At 76.8% G+C, this 13,864-nt stretch carries 14 protein-coding genes; 6 read left to right on the forward strand and 8 right to left on the reverse strand.

What is annotated here, in order from left to right; all coding sequences use genetic code 11:
- Window positions 1–6: 6 nt before the first annotated feature.
- Genes ACH4D3_RS07150 through ACH4D3_RS07185 form a run of 8 tightly spaced genes read right to left on the reverse strand, consistent with a single transcriptional unit; the run spans window position 7 to window position 9,735 of the window.
- Window positions 7–1,155, reverse strand: a complete 1,149-nt coding sequence (locus ACH4D3_RS07150; RefSeq protein WP_398317421.1) for a GNAT family N-acetyltransferase — start codon at window positions 1,153–1,155, stop codon at window positions 7–9.
- A complete protein-coding gene (locus ACH4D3_RS07155) occupies window positions 1,152–1,871 on the reverse strand; it encodes a lipopolysaccharide biosynthesis protein (RefSeq protein ID WP_398317423.1) in 720 nt (239 codons plus the stop codon). Before ACH4D3_RS07155 ends, ACH4D3_RS07150 begins: the two co-directional genes overlap by 4 nt.
- Entirely contained in the window at window positions 1,868–3,052 is a 1,185-nt protein-coding gene (locus ACH4D3_RS07160) for a glycosyltransferase (protein ID WP_398318899.1), read from the reverse strand. Before ACH4D3_RS07160 ends, ACH4D3_RS07155 begins: the two co-directional genes overlap by 4 nt.
- 10 nt (window positions 3,053–3,062) lie before the next feature.
- Window positions 3,063–3,752 (reverse strand): polysaccharide deacetylase family protein, encoded by a 690-nt coding sequence (locus ACH4D3_RS07165; RefSeq protein ID WP_398318902.1) that lies wholly within the window; start codon window positions 3,750–3,752, stop codon window positions 3,063–3,065.
- A gap of 43 nt (window positions 3,753–3,795) precedes the next feature.
- Entirely contained in the window at window positions 3,796–5,595 is a 1,800-nt protein-coding gene (gene murJ / locus ACH4D3_RS07170) for a murein biosynthesis integral membrane protein MurJ (protein ID WP_398317426.1), read from the reverse strand.
- A complete protein-coding gene (locus tag ACH4D3_RS07175) occupies window positions 5,592–6,917 on the reverse strand; it encodes an O-antigen ligase family protein (RefSeq protein ID WP_398318905.1) in 1,326 nt (441 codons plus the stop codon). Before ACH4D3_RS07175 ends, murJ begins: the two co-directional genes overlap by 4 nt.
- A complete protein-coding gene (locus tag ACH4D3_RS07180) occupies window positions 6,914–8,368 on the reverse strand; it encodes a sugar transferase (protein ID WP_398317427.1) in 1,455 nt (484 codons plus the stop codon). The genes ACH4D3_RS07175 and ACH4D3_RS07180 overlap by 4 nt, the downstream gene beginning before the upstream one ends.
- Window positions 8,365–9,735, reverse strand: a complete 1,371-nt coding sequence (locus ACH4D3_RS07185; RefSeq protein WP_398317430.1) for a glycosyltransferase — start codon at window positions 9,733–9,735, stop codon at window positions 8,365–8,367. The genes ACH4D3_RS07180 and ACH4D3_RS07185 overlap by 4 nt, the downstream gene beginning before the upstream one ends.
- Before the next feature lie 214 nt (window positions 9,736–9,949).
- On the opposite strand from ACH4D3_RS07185, the gene chpG reads away from it, so the two are divergent.
- The 6 genes from chpG to ACH4D3_RS07215 all read left to right on the forward strand — a co-directional run bounded on the left by chpG (window position 9,950) and on the right by ACH4D3_RS07215 (window position 13,848).
- On the forward strand, window positions 9,950–10,189 hold the full coding sequence (chpG, locus tag ACH4D3_RS07190) for a chaplin ChpG (protein WP_030179666.1): 240 nt from the start codon (window positions 9,950–9,952) through the stop codon (window positions 10,187–10,189).
- A 275-nt stretch (window positions 10,190–10,464) separates the two neighbouring features.
- A complete protein-coding gene (locus ACH4D3_RS07195) occupies window positions 10,465–11,214 on the forward strand; it encodes a hypothetical protein (protein ID WP_398317433.1) in 750 nt (249 codons plus the stop codon).
- Between the two features lie 178 nt (window positions 11,215–11,392).
- Complete coding sequence (locus tag ACH4D3_RS07200; protein WP_398317435.1) at window positions 11,393–11,695, forward strand: hypothetical protein; 303 nt, start codon at window positions 11,393–11,395, stop codon at window positions 11,693–11,695.
- Window positions 11,696–11,797: 102 nt separating this feature from the next.
- Window positions 11,798–12,313, forward strand: coding sequence for a hypothetical protein (locus ACH4D3_RS07205; RefSeq protein ID WP_398317438.1), 516 nt, complete (start codon window positions 11,798–11,800; stop codon window positions 12,311–12,313).
- A gap of 118 nt (window positions 12,314–12,431) precedes the next feature.
- The gene (locus ACH4D3_RS07210; RefSeq protein ID WP_398317440.1) at window positions 12,432–12,998 is read left to right on the forward strand and encodes a tyrosinase family oxidase copper chaperone; all 567 of its coding nucleotides are present in this window, start codon (window positions 12,432–12,434) and stop codon (window positions 12,996–12,998) included.
- Entirely contained in the window at window positions 12,982–13,848 is an 867-nt protein-coding gene (locus tag ACH4D3_RS07215; protein WP_398317442.1) for a tyrosinase family protein, read from the forward strand. The genes ACH4D3_RS07210 and ACH4D3_RS07215 overlap by 17 nt, the downstream gene beginning before the upstream one ends.
- Window positions 13,849–13,864 lie beyond the last annotated feature (16 nt).

Raw genomic sequence — 13,864 nt, forward strand, 5'->3', positions numbered from 1 at the left:
GCCCGGTCAGCCGCCGCCACCGTCGCGCTCCCTCCGCTCGGCCCGCCGCCGCAGCAGCTCCTTGCCCCGCCGTCGGGCGGCGGCGTCGGCCAGCGCCGCCGCCAGCAGCGGGGCGGTGCGGCGGCGGGCCAGCAGCAGCCGCTGGTTCGGCACCGGCTCGGGGCGCCAGTGGTGCTTGTACGGCTCGTCGCCGCGCAGCAGGCTGAGCGTGCCGCGCCCCGGGGCACGGGCGTACTCGGCGCACGTGTCCAGCAGCATCACCGCCACGTCCGCCCTCCGCTCCCGCAGCCGGGGATGCGCGCCGTACAGATAGCCCCCGGCCAGCCGGCGGGCCAGCAGCGTCACGTCCACCGCCACCACCTCGTCGGCCATCCGGAACTCGGTGACCACCGCGTCCCCGGACCGCACCATCGGCCCCACCGCCCGCACCAGGTGCTCGCGGAAGCGGGTCCGCAGGTGCTCGCCGGTCACCTTGCGCCCCCGCCACTGCAACCGGTGCAGGTCGAGGAGCCGGCGCACGGCCGCCTCCGTCTCGTCGGGCAGCACGGGACGGCCCTTGACGCCGAGCGCGTCCAGGCGGCGCAGCTGGGCGCGGACCCGCTGCCTGGACTTGGCCGAGGGCAGCCGGGCGACCAGCTCGTCCATGGGGAGGGCGGGCAGTTCCAGGCAGAGCGAGTCCGCGAGCCGGTGCCGGGGTCCGTGCCAGTGCGCGTAGAGCCGTTCGGCGGCGGCGCCCGGCCGTACCTCGCGCAGGTCGACCAGCGCGGAGCGGGCCGCCGCCGCGAGGCCCACGGCGAGCGCGGCCGTCGCGTCCGGGCCGCGCTCGTCGTCCAGCAGGACGTCCCCGTAGTCCGAGATCGCCCCGCCCAGCGGCACCAGCGCCGGAACCGGGCGCCGTACGAGCGTCAGCGGCGCCGCGCCGACCAGTTCGCCGCCCGCGCGGGCCAGCACCAGTCGCAGCCGTCCGGCCGCGCCGTACGAACGCCACCAGGAGTGCAGCCAGGCGTGGCTCTGGAACGGGGTCGCGGCGGCGCACCGGCCGTACAGCCGCCGCCACTGCGGGGCCAGCGCGGCGAAGGCGCCCTCGTCGGTGACCAGTTCGACGGTGTGGCCGGGCGGCAGCGTGCCCGGGTGCGGCGGCCTGCGGTGCGTCACAGCTGTCCGCGGACGTCGGCCGCCGGCGCCGGTCCGGGTACCGGCGCCGCCGCGCGGCCGGGCCCGCGTGCGGCGCGGCGCGGCCGGACCAGCAGGGCCAGCCCGCCGAGGAGTCCGCCCGCGCTCGCGCCCACCAGGCCCGTCACGGCGGCGGACGGCGAGGACGGCTCGGTGGGCTCGGTGGCCCGGGCGAACTGCCGCAGCTCCACGTGGGTGTCGTCGGCGGAGTCCGCCGCGTGCCGGGTCAGGGCGCGGGCGACGGCGTTGGCCATGTCGGCGGCCTCCTCCGGGTCGGCGGAGGTGGCCGTCACCGAGACCATCGGCGCGTCCGGCGAGGTCGCGGTGCGGACACTCCGCTCCAGGGTCGCCACCGGCACGTGGGCCCACATCTGGGCGTCCCCGAGCACCGCGAGCTGCGTGGCGACCCGGCCGTAGGCCTGCGCGAAGCCCAGCGCGGACGCCGGGTCGGACCGGTCGGCGGGGACGGCGACGACGTAACCGGTCGCCGTGTACTGCGGGGTGGTGAGCAGTCCGTACCCCGCGCCGAGCAGCCCGCCGGCGAGGACGCCGGCCGCGAGCGGGGACCACGGCGGCAGGGAGCGCAGCCGCCGCGGGAGGTGGCGCAGGGCGGCCCGGGCGCGGCGCGGGCGCGCGGGGGGTGCGGGCCCGTCGTCCGTCGCGGGTGCGGCCGGGGACTGGGTGAGGGGCTCGGTCATGCGGGGGTGACTCCCTGGGATGCCGGGGACGGTGACGGGGGCGGGGGAGGGGGCAGCGGGCGGGTGAGGGCGGTCGCGTACACGTCCATCAGCCGGGCGGCGCTGCGCGTGACGCAGTAGTGGCGGGCCGCCTCGGGCGCGGTGCGCATGCCGGGGACCGGGCCGTGGGCCGCGCGGGTCTCGGCCAGGGCCCGCGCGAACTCCGCGGCGCCGCCGACGACCCGCCGTGCCGTGGGCGCGGACCCCGGGGGCAGGTCCTCGATCGCCGGGCAGGAGGCGTACAGCACCGGCAGCCCCGAGGCGAGCCCCTCCACCGCGGCCAGACCGAAGGCCTCCTCCGGTGACGGCGACGCGAGGACGTCCATCGCGGCGGCGAGGGCGGGCAGGTCGGGGCCGGGGGAGCCGTCGGGGAGGCCGGGGCGTTCACCGGTGAGCAGGACACGGTCGGCGACCCCGGCCTCGCGCGCGGTGCGGCGCAGCAGGTGCTCCTGGGGGCCGCCGCCGACCAGCAGCAGCCAGCAGTCGGACGGGAGCAGGGCCAGCGCGCGGACCAGGACGTCGAAGCGTTTGGCCGCCGCCAGCCGGCCGACGCCGCCGACGACGTACGCGCCCTCGGGCAGTCCGAGGCGGCGCCGGGTGCGCAGCCGCCGGACCGGGTCGAAGCGGAAGCGGGCCAGGTCGACGCCGTTGGGCACCACCTCGATGCGGGGCGCGGGCACGCCCCAGCGGCGCAGCCGGTCGGCGACGGTGGGGGAGACGGCGACCGTGGCGCTGCCCAGACGCTCCCCGGCCAGGTACAGGGCGCGGACGCCCGGGGTGAGCGGGCGGCCCTCCATCTGGGAGTCGCCCAGGGAGTGTTCGGTGGCCACGACCGCGCGCACCCCGGCCAGCCGGGCGGCGATCCGGCCGTAGAGGCAGGCGCGGTAGAGGTGGGTGTGCACCAGGTCGTAGCCGCCGGTGCGGATCAGGCGGGCCAGGCGGGGCAGCGCGGCCAGGTCGCGGTTGCCGGTCATGCCGAGGTGGACGACGTGCACGCCGTCGGCCAGCAGCCCCTCGGCGACCGGGCCGGGGTTGGTGAGCGTCACGACGTCGCAGTCGACGGGCAGGTGCCGCAGGAGCAGCCGCAGCTGCTGCTCGGCGCCGCCGACGCCGAGACCCGTGATGATGTGCAGGGCCTTCACGTCCGTCACCTCACACCCCCGCCGCGGCCCGGCGGCGCAGGCGGTGCAGCCGGGTCTTCAGCAACAGCCGTACGGGTGTGTCGTGCTGGCCCACGTGCACGCGCGGCAGGGCGTACCGGCCGGTCAGCGGGCCGGGATCGATGGCGCAGGCGTAGGCGTAACCGGCGGCGCGCACGGCGTCGGCGGCGCGGGCGTCGACCGTGCCGTACGGATAGCAGAAGCCGGTGACCGGAGCGCCGACCAGCTCCGAGAGCAGTGCTCCGCTCCCGGCGGTCTCGGCGCTCAGCACGGCGTCGTCCGCCGTGGTGAGGTCGACGTGGGTGAGGCCGTGCGAGCCGATCTCGACGCCCTCGGCGGCGGCCCGCCGGATGCCGTCGGCGGTCAGCAGCGGCTTGCGCGGGCCCAGCGGGTCCCAGGAGTTGACGCCGCCGAGCCGCCCCGGCAGCACGAAGAGGGTCGCCCCGCAGCCGTGGCGCCGCAGGCACGGCAGCGCGTGCTCGACGAAGTCGGCGTACCCGTCGTCGAAGGTCAGCCCCACCAGGTCCCGGCCGCCGCCCCGGGCGCGGGCGGCCAGCAGCTCGCCGACCGGCACGCCGCGCAGCCCGCGCCGCCGCAGCCAGCCCAGCTGCGCGTCCAGCCGGTCGGGCGTGACCGTGATGCGGTACGGGTCGTCCGAGCGGTCGCCGACGGAGTGGTACATCGCCACCCAGGGGGCGTTGCCGGGGACGGCGCCGGGGCGGGCGTCAGCGGTCGGTGCCGCGGAAGGGGAACCGGAAGCGGAAACGGCCATGAGGGAGCCTTCGGGTAGGGAGCCTTCGTGTGACGGGGTGCGGGAAGCGGACGGGGCCCGGGCGCCGTCCGCCCAGGGCCAGGCAGAGGACGAGGAAGACACCGCCGACGGTGGCGGCGCCGACGGCCGTCGGGAGGGCGGTCCGCGAAACGGCGGCACCGGCGTCGGCGACCCGGTCCGCGGCCAGCGCGCCCGCGCCGGTCGCCGCGGCCGCCGCCAGCAGGGGCCCACCCAGGTCGCCCAGGACCCGCCGGACCCGCACCGGCACGCTGCGCGGGCCCATCCCGGCGAGCAGCAGGGCGGCGGTGACGGTGATGCCGACGGCGTTGGCGGCGGCGATGCCGGTCACGCCCCACGGGCCGACCGCGGCGGCACCGGCGACGGCGGTGGCGGTGACACCGACGGCCATCGCGCCGAACGGGTACCAGGAGGCGCGGCCCGCGGAGAAGTAGGACCGGGCCAGCGCGCCCACCACGGTCTGGCCGAGCAGCCCGAGGGCGTACACGCGCATGACGCCCGCGGTCGCCGCCGTGTCCGCCGCCGTGAACGCGCCGCGCTGGAAGAGCAGGTGGACGATCTGCGGCGCGCAGGCCACGACGGCGGCGGCGCCGAGCAGGACCAGGCGGGCCGCCAGCGCCACGTCCCGCTCGACCCGGTCGCGGGCCCGTTCCGTGTCGCCGTCGGCCAGCGCGCGGGCGACCACCGGGAAGGTGACCGTGCACAGCATCAGCGACAGCGTCATGGGGATCTGGGCGACCTTCTGCGCGTAGTTCAGGTGCGAGATGGCACCGGAGGGGAGCCCGGAGGCGAGGAAGCGCTCGATGAGGACCTGGGACTGGCGGCACAGGGCGAACAGCAGGACGGTGGCGAACAGGGCGAGGGCGAGGGGACGCGCGTCGTCCCCGCTGCCCGGCAGGTGCTCGCCGCCGCCCCGGCGCCGCAGTTGCCCGAGCAGCGACGGCAGTTGCGCCACCACCATCAGGACACCGCCCACCGCGACCCCGACCGCCGCCGAGCGCACCCCCCACCGCCCGCCGAGCACGAACATCGCCGTGATGATGCCGGTGTTGTAGGCGACGTAGATCGCCGCCGGTGCCAGGAAACGGCGGTGCGCCCGCAGCGCGGCGCTGCAGTACCCGGCGAGCCCGAAGCTGACGACGCAGGTGGCGGTGAGCCGGGTGCAGTCCACCGCGAGGGCGTGGTCGGGCAGCCCCGGTGCCAGGGCCCGCACCAGCACCGGGGCTGCGGCGGCGACCAGCGCACCGGCCGCGGCGAAGGCCAGGGCCAGCCGGGGCAGCGTCGCGGCGACCAGCGCGCGGACCTGGTCGCCCGGGGCGCCCCGGGCGCGGCGGGCCAGCGCCAGGCTGAACATCGGGACCAGGGCGAAGGCCAGCCCGTCCTCGATCAGCAGCGTCGCCGCGAACTCCGGCACCGTCCACGCCACCAGGAAGGCGTCCGTCTCGCTGCCCGCCCCGAACAGCCGGGCCAGCGCCTGGTCCCGGACCAGCCCGAGCACCGACCCGGCCACCGAGAGCACGGCCGTCACGAGGGCGGCGCGGGCGAGGAATCCCCCTGAGGACCGCCTCTCCTCGGCGGCGGCCGTGGTTCCGGCTGGGCCGGCGGTTTCGGCTGCGCCCGCGGTTCCGGCCGTGCCCGGGGTGCGCGCGTCCGGCGCGGAGGTGCGGGCCGGTGGGACGGCGTCCTCGGCCGTACCGTCCGCGGCGCCCGTCCCCGTCGCCCCGCGCGCCGTCACCGCCCCGCCACCTCCTGGGTGCGGGAGCCGAGCGCCCACCAGGCCGCCAGCCCGAAGCAGACCGCCGTCAGCACGGTCGACGGCCCGCCGATGTCGGCGTACGCGAAGTCGGTCAGCTGCCACACCAGCAGCCCGCAGGCGACGAACGCGCAGTCCGGCACCGCCCCGTGCTCCCGGCGGACGGCACGCAGCCTGCGCAGGCCCAGCACGAGCAGCGCGAGCCAGCTCCCGGCGAGGCAGAGCAGTCCGGTCAACCCCTGTTCGGCCAGCACCAGCAGATACATGTTGTGCGGGGACAGCAACGGCTGCCTGCGGTACCCGGCCCCCGCGCCGTCGGTCTCGCTGCCCGACGACAGCGCCAACGACGCGTGCGCGTCCCGGTGTTCGGGGAATCCCTTCAGTCCGACGCCGGTCAGCGGCCGCTCCCGCCACATCCCGGCCGCCGCCGCCCACATCGTGTAGCGGTCGGTCACCGACTGGTCGGGGGCGTCGGTGACCCGGGTGATGCTGCCGACCCGCTCCTGCAGCATCGCCGTACCGACCCCGAAGCCGCCCACCAGCACCACCGCCGCCGCGACCGCGGCCGCCCCCACCGCCAGCGCCCTGCGCACCCCCGCGAGCAGCAGCTGCACCCCGCACGTCACCGCCGTCGCGATCCACGCCCCGCGGCTGAACGACAGGGCGAGCGGCAGCAGCAGGACGAGCGCGCACCCGGCGGCGAACAGCCGCTGCCGCACCGGCGTCCGGCCCAGCGCCAGCCCCACCGCGCAGACCAGCCCCAGGGAGACCACGGTCGCCATCCCCATCACGTCCTGCGGCCCGAAGGTGCCCACCGCCCGGATCCGCTCGCCCTGGTAGGACGCGCCGGTCCCGGTCACGTACTGGTGCACCCCGACCGCCCCCTGCCACAGGGCCAGCCCCACCATCGACCAGGTGAGCAGCCGTACGTCGGCCCGGTCGCGGACGAGCAGCAGGACGGCGGCCGGGACCAGGACGAAGACCTGGAGGTAGCGGCCGAGGCCCGCGAGGCCGACCCCCGGCGACACGGCGCCCGCCGCGGCGACCGCGAGGCCGAGCACGGGCAGCCCGAGCACCACGGCCGCCGTACGGGACAGGGGGCGCCGCCGGTCCCGTACCAGCCGCAGCACGCAGTACAGCACCACCGCCGCGGAGAGCGCGTCGGCCGGGTGCGCGCCGCCCCCGTCGTCCGGGGCGAGCGGCAGCGCGAGCAGCGCGACGACCGCGACCACGGCCAGCACGGGCGGCGGCCGCCGTACGCGCGCCGCCGGGGGGAGGGACAGGGCGTGGGCCACCTGGGTCAGCTCCCCGTGGGGCGGACGAGCGCGGCGGCCGTGCGCAGCAGGATGCAGACGTCCCGCCACAGCGACCAGTCGTCGATGTAGGCGTTGTCGAAGCGGGCCCGGTCCTCGATGGAGGTGTCGCCGCGCAGCCCGTTGATCTGGGCCAGGCCCGTGATCCCGGCCGGCACCCGGTGGCGGGCCGCGTAGCCGGGGTGGGTCTGGCTGAACCGGGCCACGAAGTAGGGGCGTTCGGGGCGCGGGCCGACCAGGCTCATGTCGCCCCGGAAGACGTTCCACAGCTGGAGCAGTTCGTCCAGCGAGGTGCGCCGCAGGAAGCGGCAGAACCACGGCATCCGGCGTTCGTCCGCCACGCTCCACCGGGTCGCCGACTCGCGCTCGTCGGCCGGGCGGTGGGTGCGGAACTTCAGCAGCGTGAACGGCCTGCCGCCCTCCCCGACCCGCTCCTGCCGGAACAGCACCCCGGGACCGCCCACCACCCGCAGCACCGCCGCGCAGGCCAGCAGCAGGGGGCTCAGCAGCAGCAACAGCACCCCCGACACCGCCACGTCGAGGATCCGCTTGCCCGCGCCGCCGGGGCGCCGTGCCGCCGGTTCCAGGCGCCGGCAGGGGAACCCGGCGATCCGGTCCCCGGCCGGGCGGGCCGGGGCGTCGGCGTGCTCGGGGGCCTCGGCGTCCAGCTCCCACACCGTGCACCCCGACTCGGCCAGCGTCCGCAGCAGCGCCGCCTGCCGGGGCCGTGCGGAGGGGTTCACCGGGGAGAGGGCGACCAGGACGTCCCGTACGCCGTTCTGCACGACCGCCCGCCGCACCTCCTCGTCCGTGGACAGCACCGGCAGGCCCGTGGTGCCGCCCGGCCCGCCGGTGACGATCCCGACCGGGCGCAGCCCGCAGCGCGGGTGGCGCAGCAGCGCCGAGGCCACGCGCCGCGCGGTCGCGGCGGGACCGACGACCAGGGCGGCGCGGGGGCGGTTCAGGAGCGCCGTACGGTGTCTGCGGTGCACGGCGCCCCGGCCGGCGCAGCCCGTCACCGCGTGCAGCAGGAAACCGGCGCACAGAGTGCGCGCGGACAGCGCGTGCGAGGGGGCGTACGCCGCGAGGAACGCCGCGAGCACCAGCCACACCACCGCGATCCGGCCGCACAGGGCGGGCAGGTCGTCCAGCGCGCCGGAGGTCCGCCGGGCCGGGCGCGGGCGCAGCAGGAGCGAGGCGGCGACCAACAGGGCCGTGAGCAGGGGGTGGTGCGGGGTGCCGGTGAGGACCAGCGAGCCCGGCAGGGCCGCCGTGCCGTCCGCGACGAGCAGCGGCAGCGGGAAGTCCTGCCGTGGTGCGGGACGCCGGTCGGGCAGCCGCGGGCCCGCGGTGCCGTCGCGCGGCGGCAGCACCGAGACGGGGGCGGAGCCGACGCCGCGCGACTGGCCGGCGGGGGAGGGAACGGTGCTTTCCGCGCTCACGGGTAGGTGGACTCCCTGCACTCGATGGGCACGACGGCCGGCCGCCGCACGGCCGCGGGCCCGTCGCCGATGTCGCCGACGCGGTCGCCGAAGCGGTCGCCGGTGCCGACACCCGTCCCGTCGCCGGTGCCGACACCGGTCCCGTCGCCGGTGCCGTCGTCGGTGTGCGCCGCGGGCGTGGGCCGTACGCCGTCCGGCGGGCCGCCGTACAAGAGGTCGCCGTACAAGAGGTCGCCGTACAGGGCCGCCACCGCCGCGGCCGTGTGCCGTACGTCGTGCGCGGACCGCACGTGCGCCCGCCCCCGGCGGCCGAGCGACGCCCGCAGCGGCGCGTCGAGCAGCAGCGCGGCGGCCGCGTCGGCCAGCGCCGCCGGATCCTCGGGCGGCACCACACAGTGCGGTACGAGAGCGGGCGGCAGGCCCTCGCGGGCACCGTCCACGTCGGTCACCACCACGGGCCGCCCGCAGGCCATCGCCTCCAGCGGGGCCAGCGCCATGCCCTCCCAGCGCGACGGCAGGACGACCAGGTCGGCGGCCCGGTACCAAGGGGCCGCATCGGCGACGGCCCCCGTGAACAGCACGGACGCCGGGGCCCGCGCGGTCAGCCGGGCGCGGTCGGGGCCGTCGCCCACGAGGACCAGCCGGGCGCCCGGCACCCGCGCGAGCAGGGACTCCCAGGCGTTCAGCAGGACGTCCTGGCCCTTCTGCCGGCACAGCCGGCCCACGCAGACCACCAACGGCGCGTGGGGGCCGACGCCGTGGAGCCGCCGCACACCGGCCGCCTCGCCGGAGGTGCCGGAGGGGCCCTCGCCGGGGGCGTCGGCGGGCGGGCGGGCGAGGTCGAGGCCGTTCGGGACCACCGTCCAGGGCCCGGCCAGCCCGGCCCGCGTCCCCCGCAGCCGTTCCGCCTCGCTCACGCACACCGTCCGCGCCGTCCAGCGCGCCGCCCACCGCTCCCAGCCGAGCGCGAGGAGCCCGGCGGCCCCGCCGACCGCCTCGAACGACCAGGCGTGCGGCTGGAACACGGTCGGGATCCGGCCCCGCACGGCGAGCCGCCCGGCCAGACCGGCCTTGGCGCTGTGCGCGTGCACCAGGTCGGGCCGTACGTCCTCGACCACGCGCACGAGCCGCCGTACCTCCGGCACCAGCGCCGGGCCGGGCGAGCGGGTCGACGGCCAGTGCCGCACATCGGCGCCCAGCGCACGCAGCCGGTCGGCGAGGCCCCCGGCGGGGCAGGCGACCGCGACGCGCAGTCCGGCGGCGAGCTGAGCCCGCGTCAGGTCCGCCACCACCCGGGCGACCCCGCCGTCCACCGGTTGGGTGAGGTGCAGTACCCGTGGCCGTAAGCCGGACGGTGGCAGGTGCATGCGCGTTTCCTCGCCATACGGGTGCGTCGAATGGTGTGGGACTCTAGCTGCTATCCGTACTAATACGGCGAAATCGGGTAAGTGTGTTGGATTTGTGAACGCCGGTATTTCGCGAGATCACCCCTTTGGCGGCACAACTCGCGCCCGTGCCACGCGTTGACACTGCGCCGGGCAGCCGCCCGGATGTGTGTACAACCCCAAGGAGCACTTCTCCATGTCGCGTATCGCGAAGGGCCTGGCCCTGACCTCCGTCGCCGCCGCCGCGGTGGCGGGCACCGCCGGTGTCGCCGCCGCCGACAGCGGCGCGCAGGCCGCCGCCGCCCACTCCCCGGGCGTCCTGTCCGGCAACGTGGTGCAGGTCCCGGTCCACATCCCGGTCAACGTCTGTGGCAACACCATCGACATCATCGGCCTGCTGAACCCGGCGTTCGGCAACGAGTGCGAGAACGACTGACGTCGGATCAGCACTTGCCGCACCGGCCGTCCGTACCGCGGTTCCTCCGCGAGCGGGCGGCCGGTTCGCGTTGCCGTGCGGAGGGCGGTGTGCTGCCCCGAATGGGGGGACCGGGCCGCGACACGGCGCACGGACCTTGACAGGGCGTCTCACCAGGTAGGACGAGGCCCCTGAGAAGAGCGGGCGAGCGCCCCGGGCCGCCGCCTGCGTTGCAGAGCGCCGGGGGCGCTTCCACGGTGGGCACAACATCCGACGCACCACCGAAAGGAACCCCCATGCGTCTGCCCGCACGGCGAATCGCCACCTCCGCTCTCTGCGCCGGCCTGCTGATCGGTATCTCCGGTCCGGCGGTGATGGCGGCCGACGGCGACTCGGTCCGGGAACGCACCCACGCGGCGTCCCGCGCACCCCTCCCCGACGCCGAGGAACTGCAGAGCCAGGTCGGCAGCCTGGCCGGTCTGGGCGGCGTGCTCACGCCCGTCACCGACATGCTCGGCGCCGTCCTCAAGGCCGACAACGGCCAACTCTCCGCCACGGACGCCGACAAGCTCTCCGCCGCAGTCAAGGACGCCCTCGCCAAGGCGGAGGCGGCGGACACGGACGCCGACGACGCGGCGACCACCCCTGGTACGACGACCCCCGGCACGACCACCCCGGTCCAGCCGCCGGCCGTGACCGCGCCGGAGGCCGGGACCGACACCCCGGTCACGCTGCCGGCGCCCGTCACGGAGCCGGGCGACGCCGGGACGGCGGCGGCCTCCGACCTGACCGCGACCGCGACCGCCGAGCTGCAGAAGCAGGTCGACGCCCTGGTCAAGGCCACCACCTCCGGTACCGCCGAGCAGGTGACCCCGGCCGTCAAGGACGTGATGACCGGCATCGTCAACGTCGTCGCCGCCACGCTGGTCGGCAACGGGCTGCCCGCCGCGGACCTGGCCGGCCTGCCCGGCGTACCGACCGCGCCGGAGGCCACGACGCCGGAGGCGGCCGCTCCGGAGGCCGCCGCACCGGCGAACCCCTCCTGACGCCCCCACCGTGTCCCGGGCCGCCGCACCTCCCCCCTTCGGAGGTGCGGCGGCCCCTTTCCGTGCCCGGAGATCTCATATGTCTTCCGGACGGCGGAGTTTCCGGGCCCGGCGCAGGTCGTTAGGGAGGGCGTCAGCACACCCTCCGGTGACACGGGTCGCCGAAGAAAGGAACACGATGAAGTCCCTCAAGGCCGCCGCAGTCGTCGCCGGTTCCCTGGTCGCCGCCGGCTCCGCCGTGCCCGCGTTCGCCTACGACGCCTCCGACGCCGCCGCGCTCACGCCCACCAGCCTCAACGGCGCCGTGAACGCGCTGACCGCGGAGCCCATCGACGTCATGCCGATCAAGCACCAGTCGGACGCGCGGTCCGACGCGCTGGACACCGAGAACAAGGACTCCGTGCTGCACACCGTGAAGGGCGCCACCACGAAGCTGAACTCCGCGAACGGCCTGCTGGGCGGCCTTCCGCTGGGCGGCTGAACCGTCCCTCCCGTCCCGCCCCGCTCCCGGCTCCCGCTCCCCGTCCTGCTTGCGCCTTCCCGAAGCCGAACCTCCGCCTTCTCGAAAGGGACCGTGCCTGTCATGAAGCCGACCACCAGACGAACCCTGGCCGCCGTGGTCACCGGTGTGGCCGCCGCCGTCGGCGTAGCCGCGACCCCCGCCGCCGCGGCCCGCGCGGTTCCCGTGCCGGTGCCGCTGGGCGGCGCGGAGACGGCCCTCGGCATGGAGCTGCCCGAGGTGGCCGGCGAGCTGCCCGTGCCGACGGCGGGGACACCCGAGGGCCCGCGGTACGTCGAGGGCCGGCTGCTGCCGGAGCGGACGCTGCCGCAACTTCCGGTGCGCGGCGGGCTGCCCGGCGTCGACGTGCGCCAGCCGCTGCCGCACGTCCTCGGCGACGACTTCGACCACGCCGGTGTCGACGCCCCCGCCGCCGGACTGCGCACCCTGGCGCCGGGACTGTCCCTGGACGCCCCGCTCACCGCGCCGAACCCCGAGGCCCTCGGCCTGCCGGCGCCCAAGCTTCCCGAGGTCGGCGTGCTCGCCCCGGTGGTCCAGACGGTTCCGGTGGCCGACCTGGGCGTCGGACCGGGTCTGTAACCCCCGGCGACCTCGCTCCCCGGAGCGGTCGTGCTCCGACTGGCCCTGCGAGCGGTGACCGCGGGGCCCGCCGTTCGGTTAGCGGTGCGGACCAACCGAACCGGAAGAGGAGTGAGCCATGGTCGGCAACGCGAGTGCGACGGCGAACGGCGCCGAGCGGGAGTACGCGGCGGAGGACGCGGCGAGAGGCGGGCCGGCGTCCGGCACCCGACGGCAGGTGATGCGGGGGCTGCTCGCCCCGGCCCTCGCCGTCGGCCTGGCGCCCCTGATCGCCGCCTCGCGACCCTCCCGGGCCGCGGAGGCCGCCACCGCCGGACCGCGACCCGCCCACCCCGGGCCGCACGCAGCCGAGTCCGCCGGGTCCGCCGGGTCCGCCGACGGGGTCGAGGGCGCCGCCTTCGACGAGACCTACCGCGGCCGGCGCATCCGGGGCATCCGCTCGGCCGCGGGGCGGGCGGTGGGCGCCGGTACCTGGCACGTCACCGTGGACGGCCGGCCGCTGCACCTGATGCGCCGGGCGGACGGCAGCTGGCTGAGCATGGTCGACCACTACCGCTCGTACCCCACCCCGCTCGCCGCGGCCCGCGGCGCCGTCGACGAACTCGGCCCCGGCGAGCATCTGCGCGACACCCCGTCCACGGGCCACGGCCGGCACTCCGGGGGGCGGCATGGCGTACACGCGTAAGGACGTCAGCACGCTGACCCGCACCGAGAAGCGACGGTTCGTCAACGCGCTGCTGGAGATCAAACGACGCGGGGAGTACGACGAGTTCGTGCGCACCCACATCGAGTACTACGTCTCCGACGGCGAGAAGGGCCTGCGTACGGCGCACATGGCGCCGTCCTTCCTGCCCTGGCACCGACGGTTCCTGCTGGACCTGGAGGAGGCGCTGCGCCGGGTCGACTCGTCGGTCACGGTGCCGTACTGGGACTGGACCAAGGACCGCGGCGCCAAGTCGACGCCCTGGACCGCCGACCTCCTGGGCGGCACCGGGCGGCGGTCCGACCACCGGGTGACCACCGGCCCCTTCGCCCACGCCGAGGGCAACTGGACCATCAGGGAGAACGTCACCGACACCGAGTACCTCACCCGGGACCTCGGACGCGCCGCCGACCCCCTCGGCCTGCCCACCAAGAGCGACCTGGAGTGGGCGCTGGACGACCCGAAGTACGACACCTCGCCGTACGACTCCACGGTCCGCAAGGGGTTCCGCAACAAGCTGGAGGGGTGGGGGGCGGGCCGCGGCAGCGTGTCCTGGCGCAACCACAACCGGGTCCACCGCTGGGTCGGCGGGGCCATGGTCGGCGGCGCCTCCGTCAACGACCCGGTGTTCTGGCTGCACCACGCCTTCATCGACCTCCAGTGGTCCCGCTGGCAGGCCCGCCACCGCGGCGCCCGCTACCTGCCCGCCGAGCCGCCCGGCCGGGGCAGCGCGCAGCGCGGGCGGATCGTCGCACGGCACGAGAAGCTGCCGCCGTGGGACGTGACACCGGACGAACTGGAGGACGTCGGCCGGATCTACCGCTACGCCTGAGCACATCCGCCCCGGG

Origin of the sequence: Streptomyces sp. NPDC018026 (assembly GCF_044327745.1) — a bacterium.
Lineage (GTDB): Bacteria > Actinomycetota > Actinomycetes > Streptomycetales > Streptomycetaceae > Streptomyces > Streptomyces rubrogriseus.

Excerpts from the sequence above, each read along its gene's own strand:
- ACH4D3_RS07215 (WP_398317442.1), top strand. The coding sequence starts at position 12,982 with ATGGCGTACACGCGTAAGGACGTCAGCACGCTGACCCGCACCGAGAAG.
- ACH4D3_RS07165 (WP_398318902.1), bottom strand. The coding sequence starts at position 3,752 with ATGTACCACTCCGTCGGCGACCGCTCGGACGACCCGTACCGCATCACG.
- ACH4D3_RS07200 (WP_398317435.1), top strand. The coding sequence starts at position 11,393 with ATGAAGTCCCTCAAGGCCGCCGCAGTCGTCGCCGGTTCCCTGGTCGCC.
- chpG (WP_030179666.1), top strand. The coding sequence starts at position 9,950 with ATGTCGCGTATCGCGAAGGGCCTGGCCCTGACCTCCGTCGCCGCCGCC.
- ACH4D3_RS07155 (WP_398317423.1), bottom strand. The coding sequence starts at position 1,871 with ATGACCGAGCCCCTCACCCAGTCCCCGGCCGCACCCGCGACGGACGAC.
- ACH4D3_RS07185 (WP_398317430.1), bottom strand. The coding sequence starts at position 9,735 with ATGCACCTGCCACCGTCCGGCTTACGGCCACGGGTACTGCACCTCACC.
- ACH4D3_RS07210 (WP_398317440.1), top strand. The coding sequence starts at position 12,432 with ATGGTCGGCAACGCGAGTGCGACGGCGAACGGCGCCGAGCGGGAGTAC.
- ACH4D3_RS07205 (WP_398317438.1), top strand. The coding sequence starts at position 11,798 with ATGAAGCCGACCACCAGACGAACCCTGGCCGCCGTGGTCACCGGTGTG.
- ACH4D3_RS07195 (WP_398317433.1), top strand. The coding sequence starts at position 10,465 with ATGCGTCTGCCCGCACGGCGAATCGCCACCTCCGCTCTCTGCGCCGGC.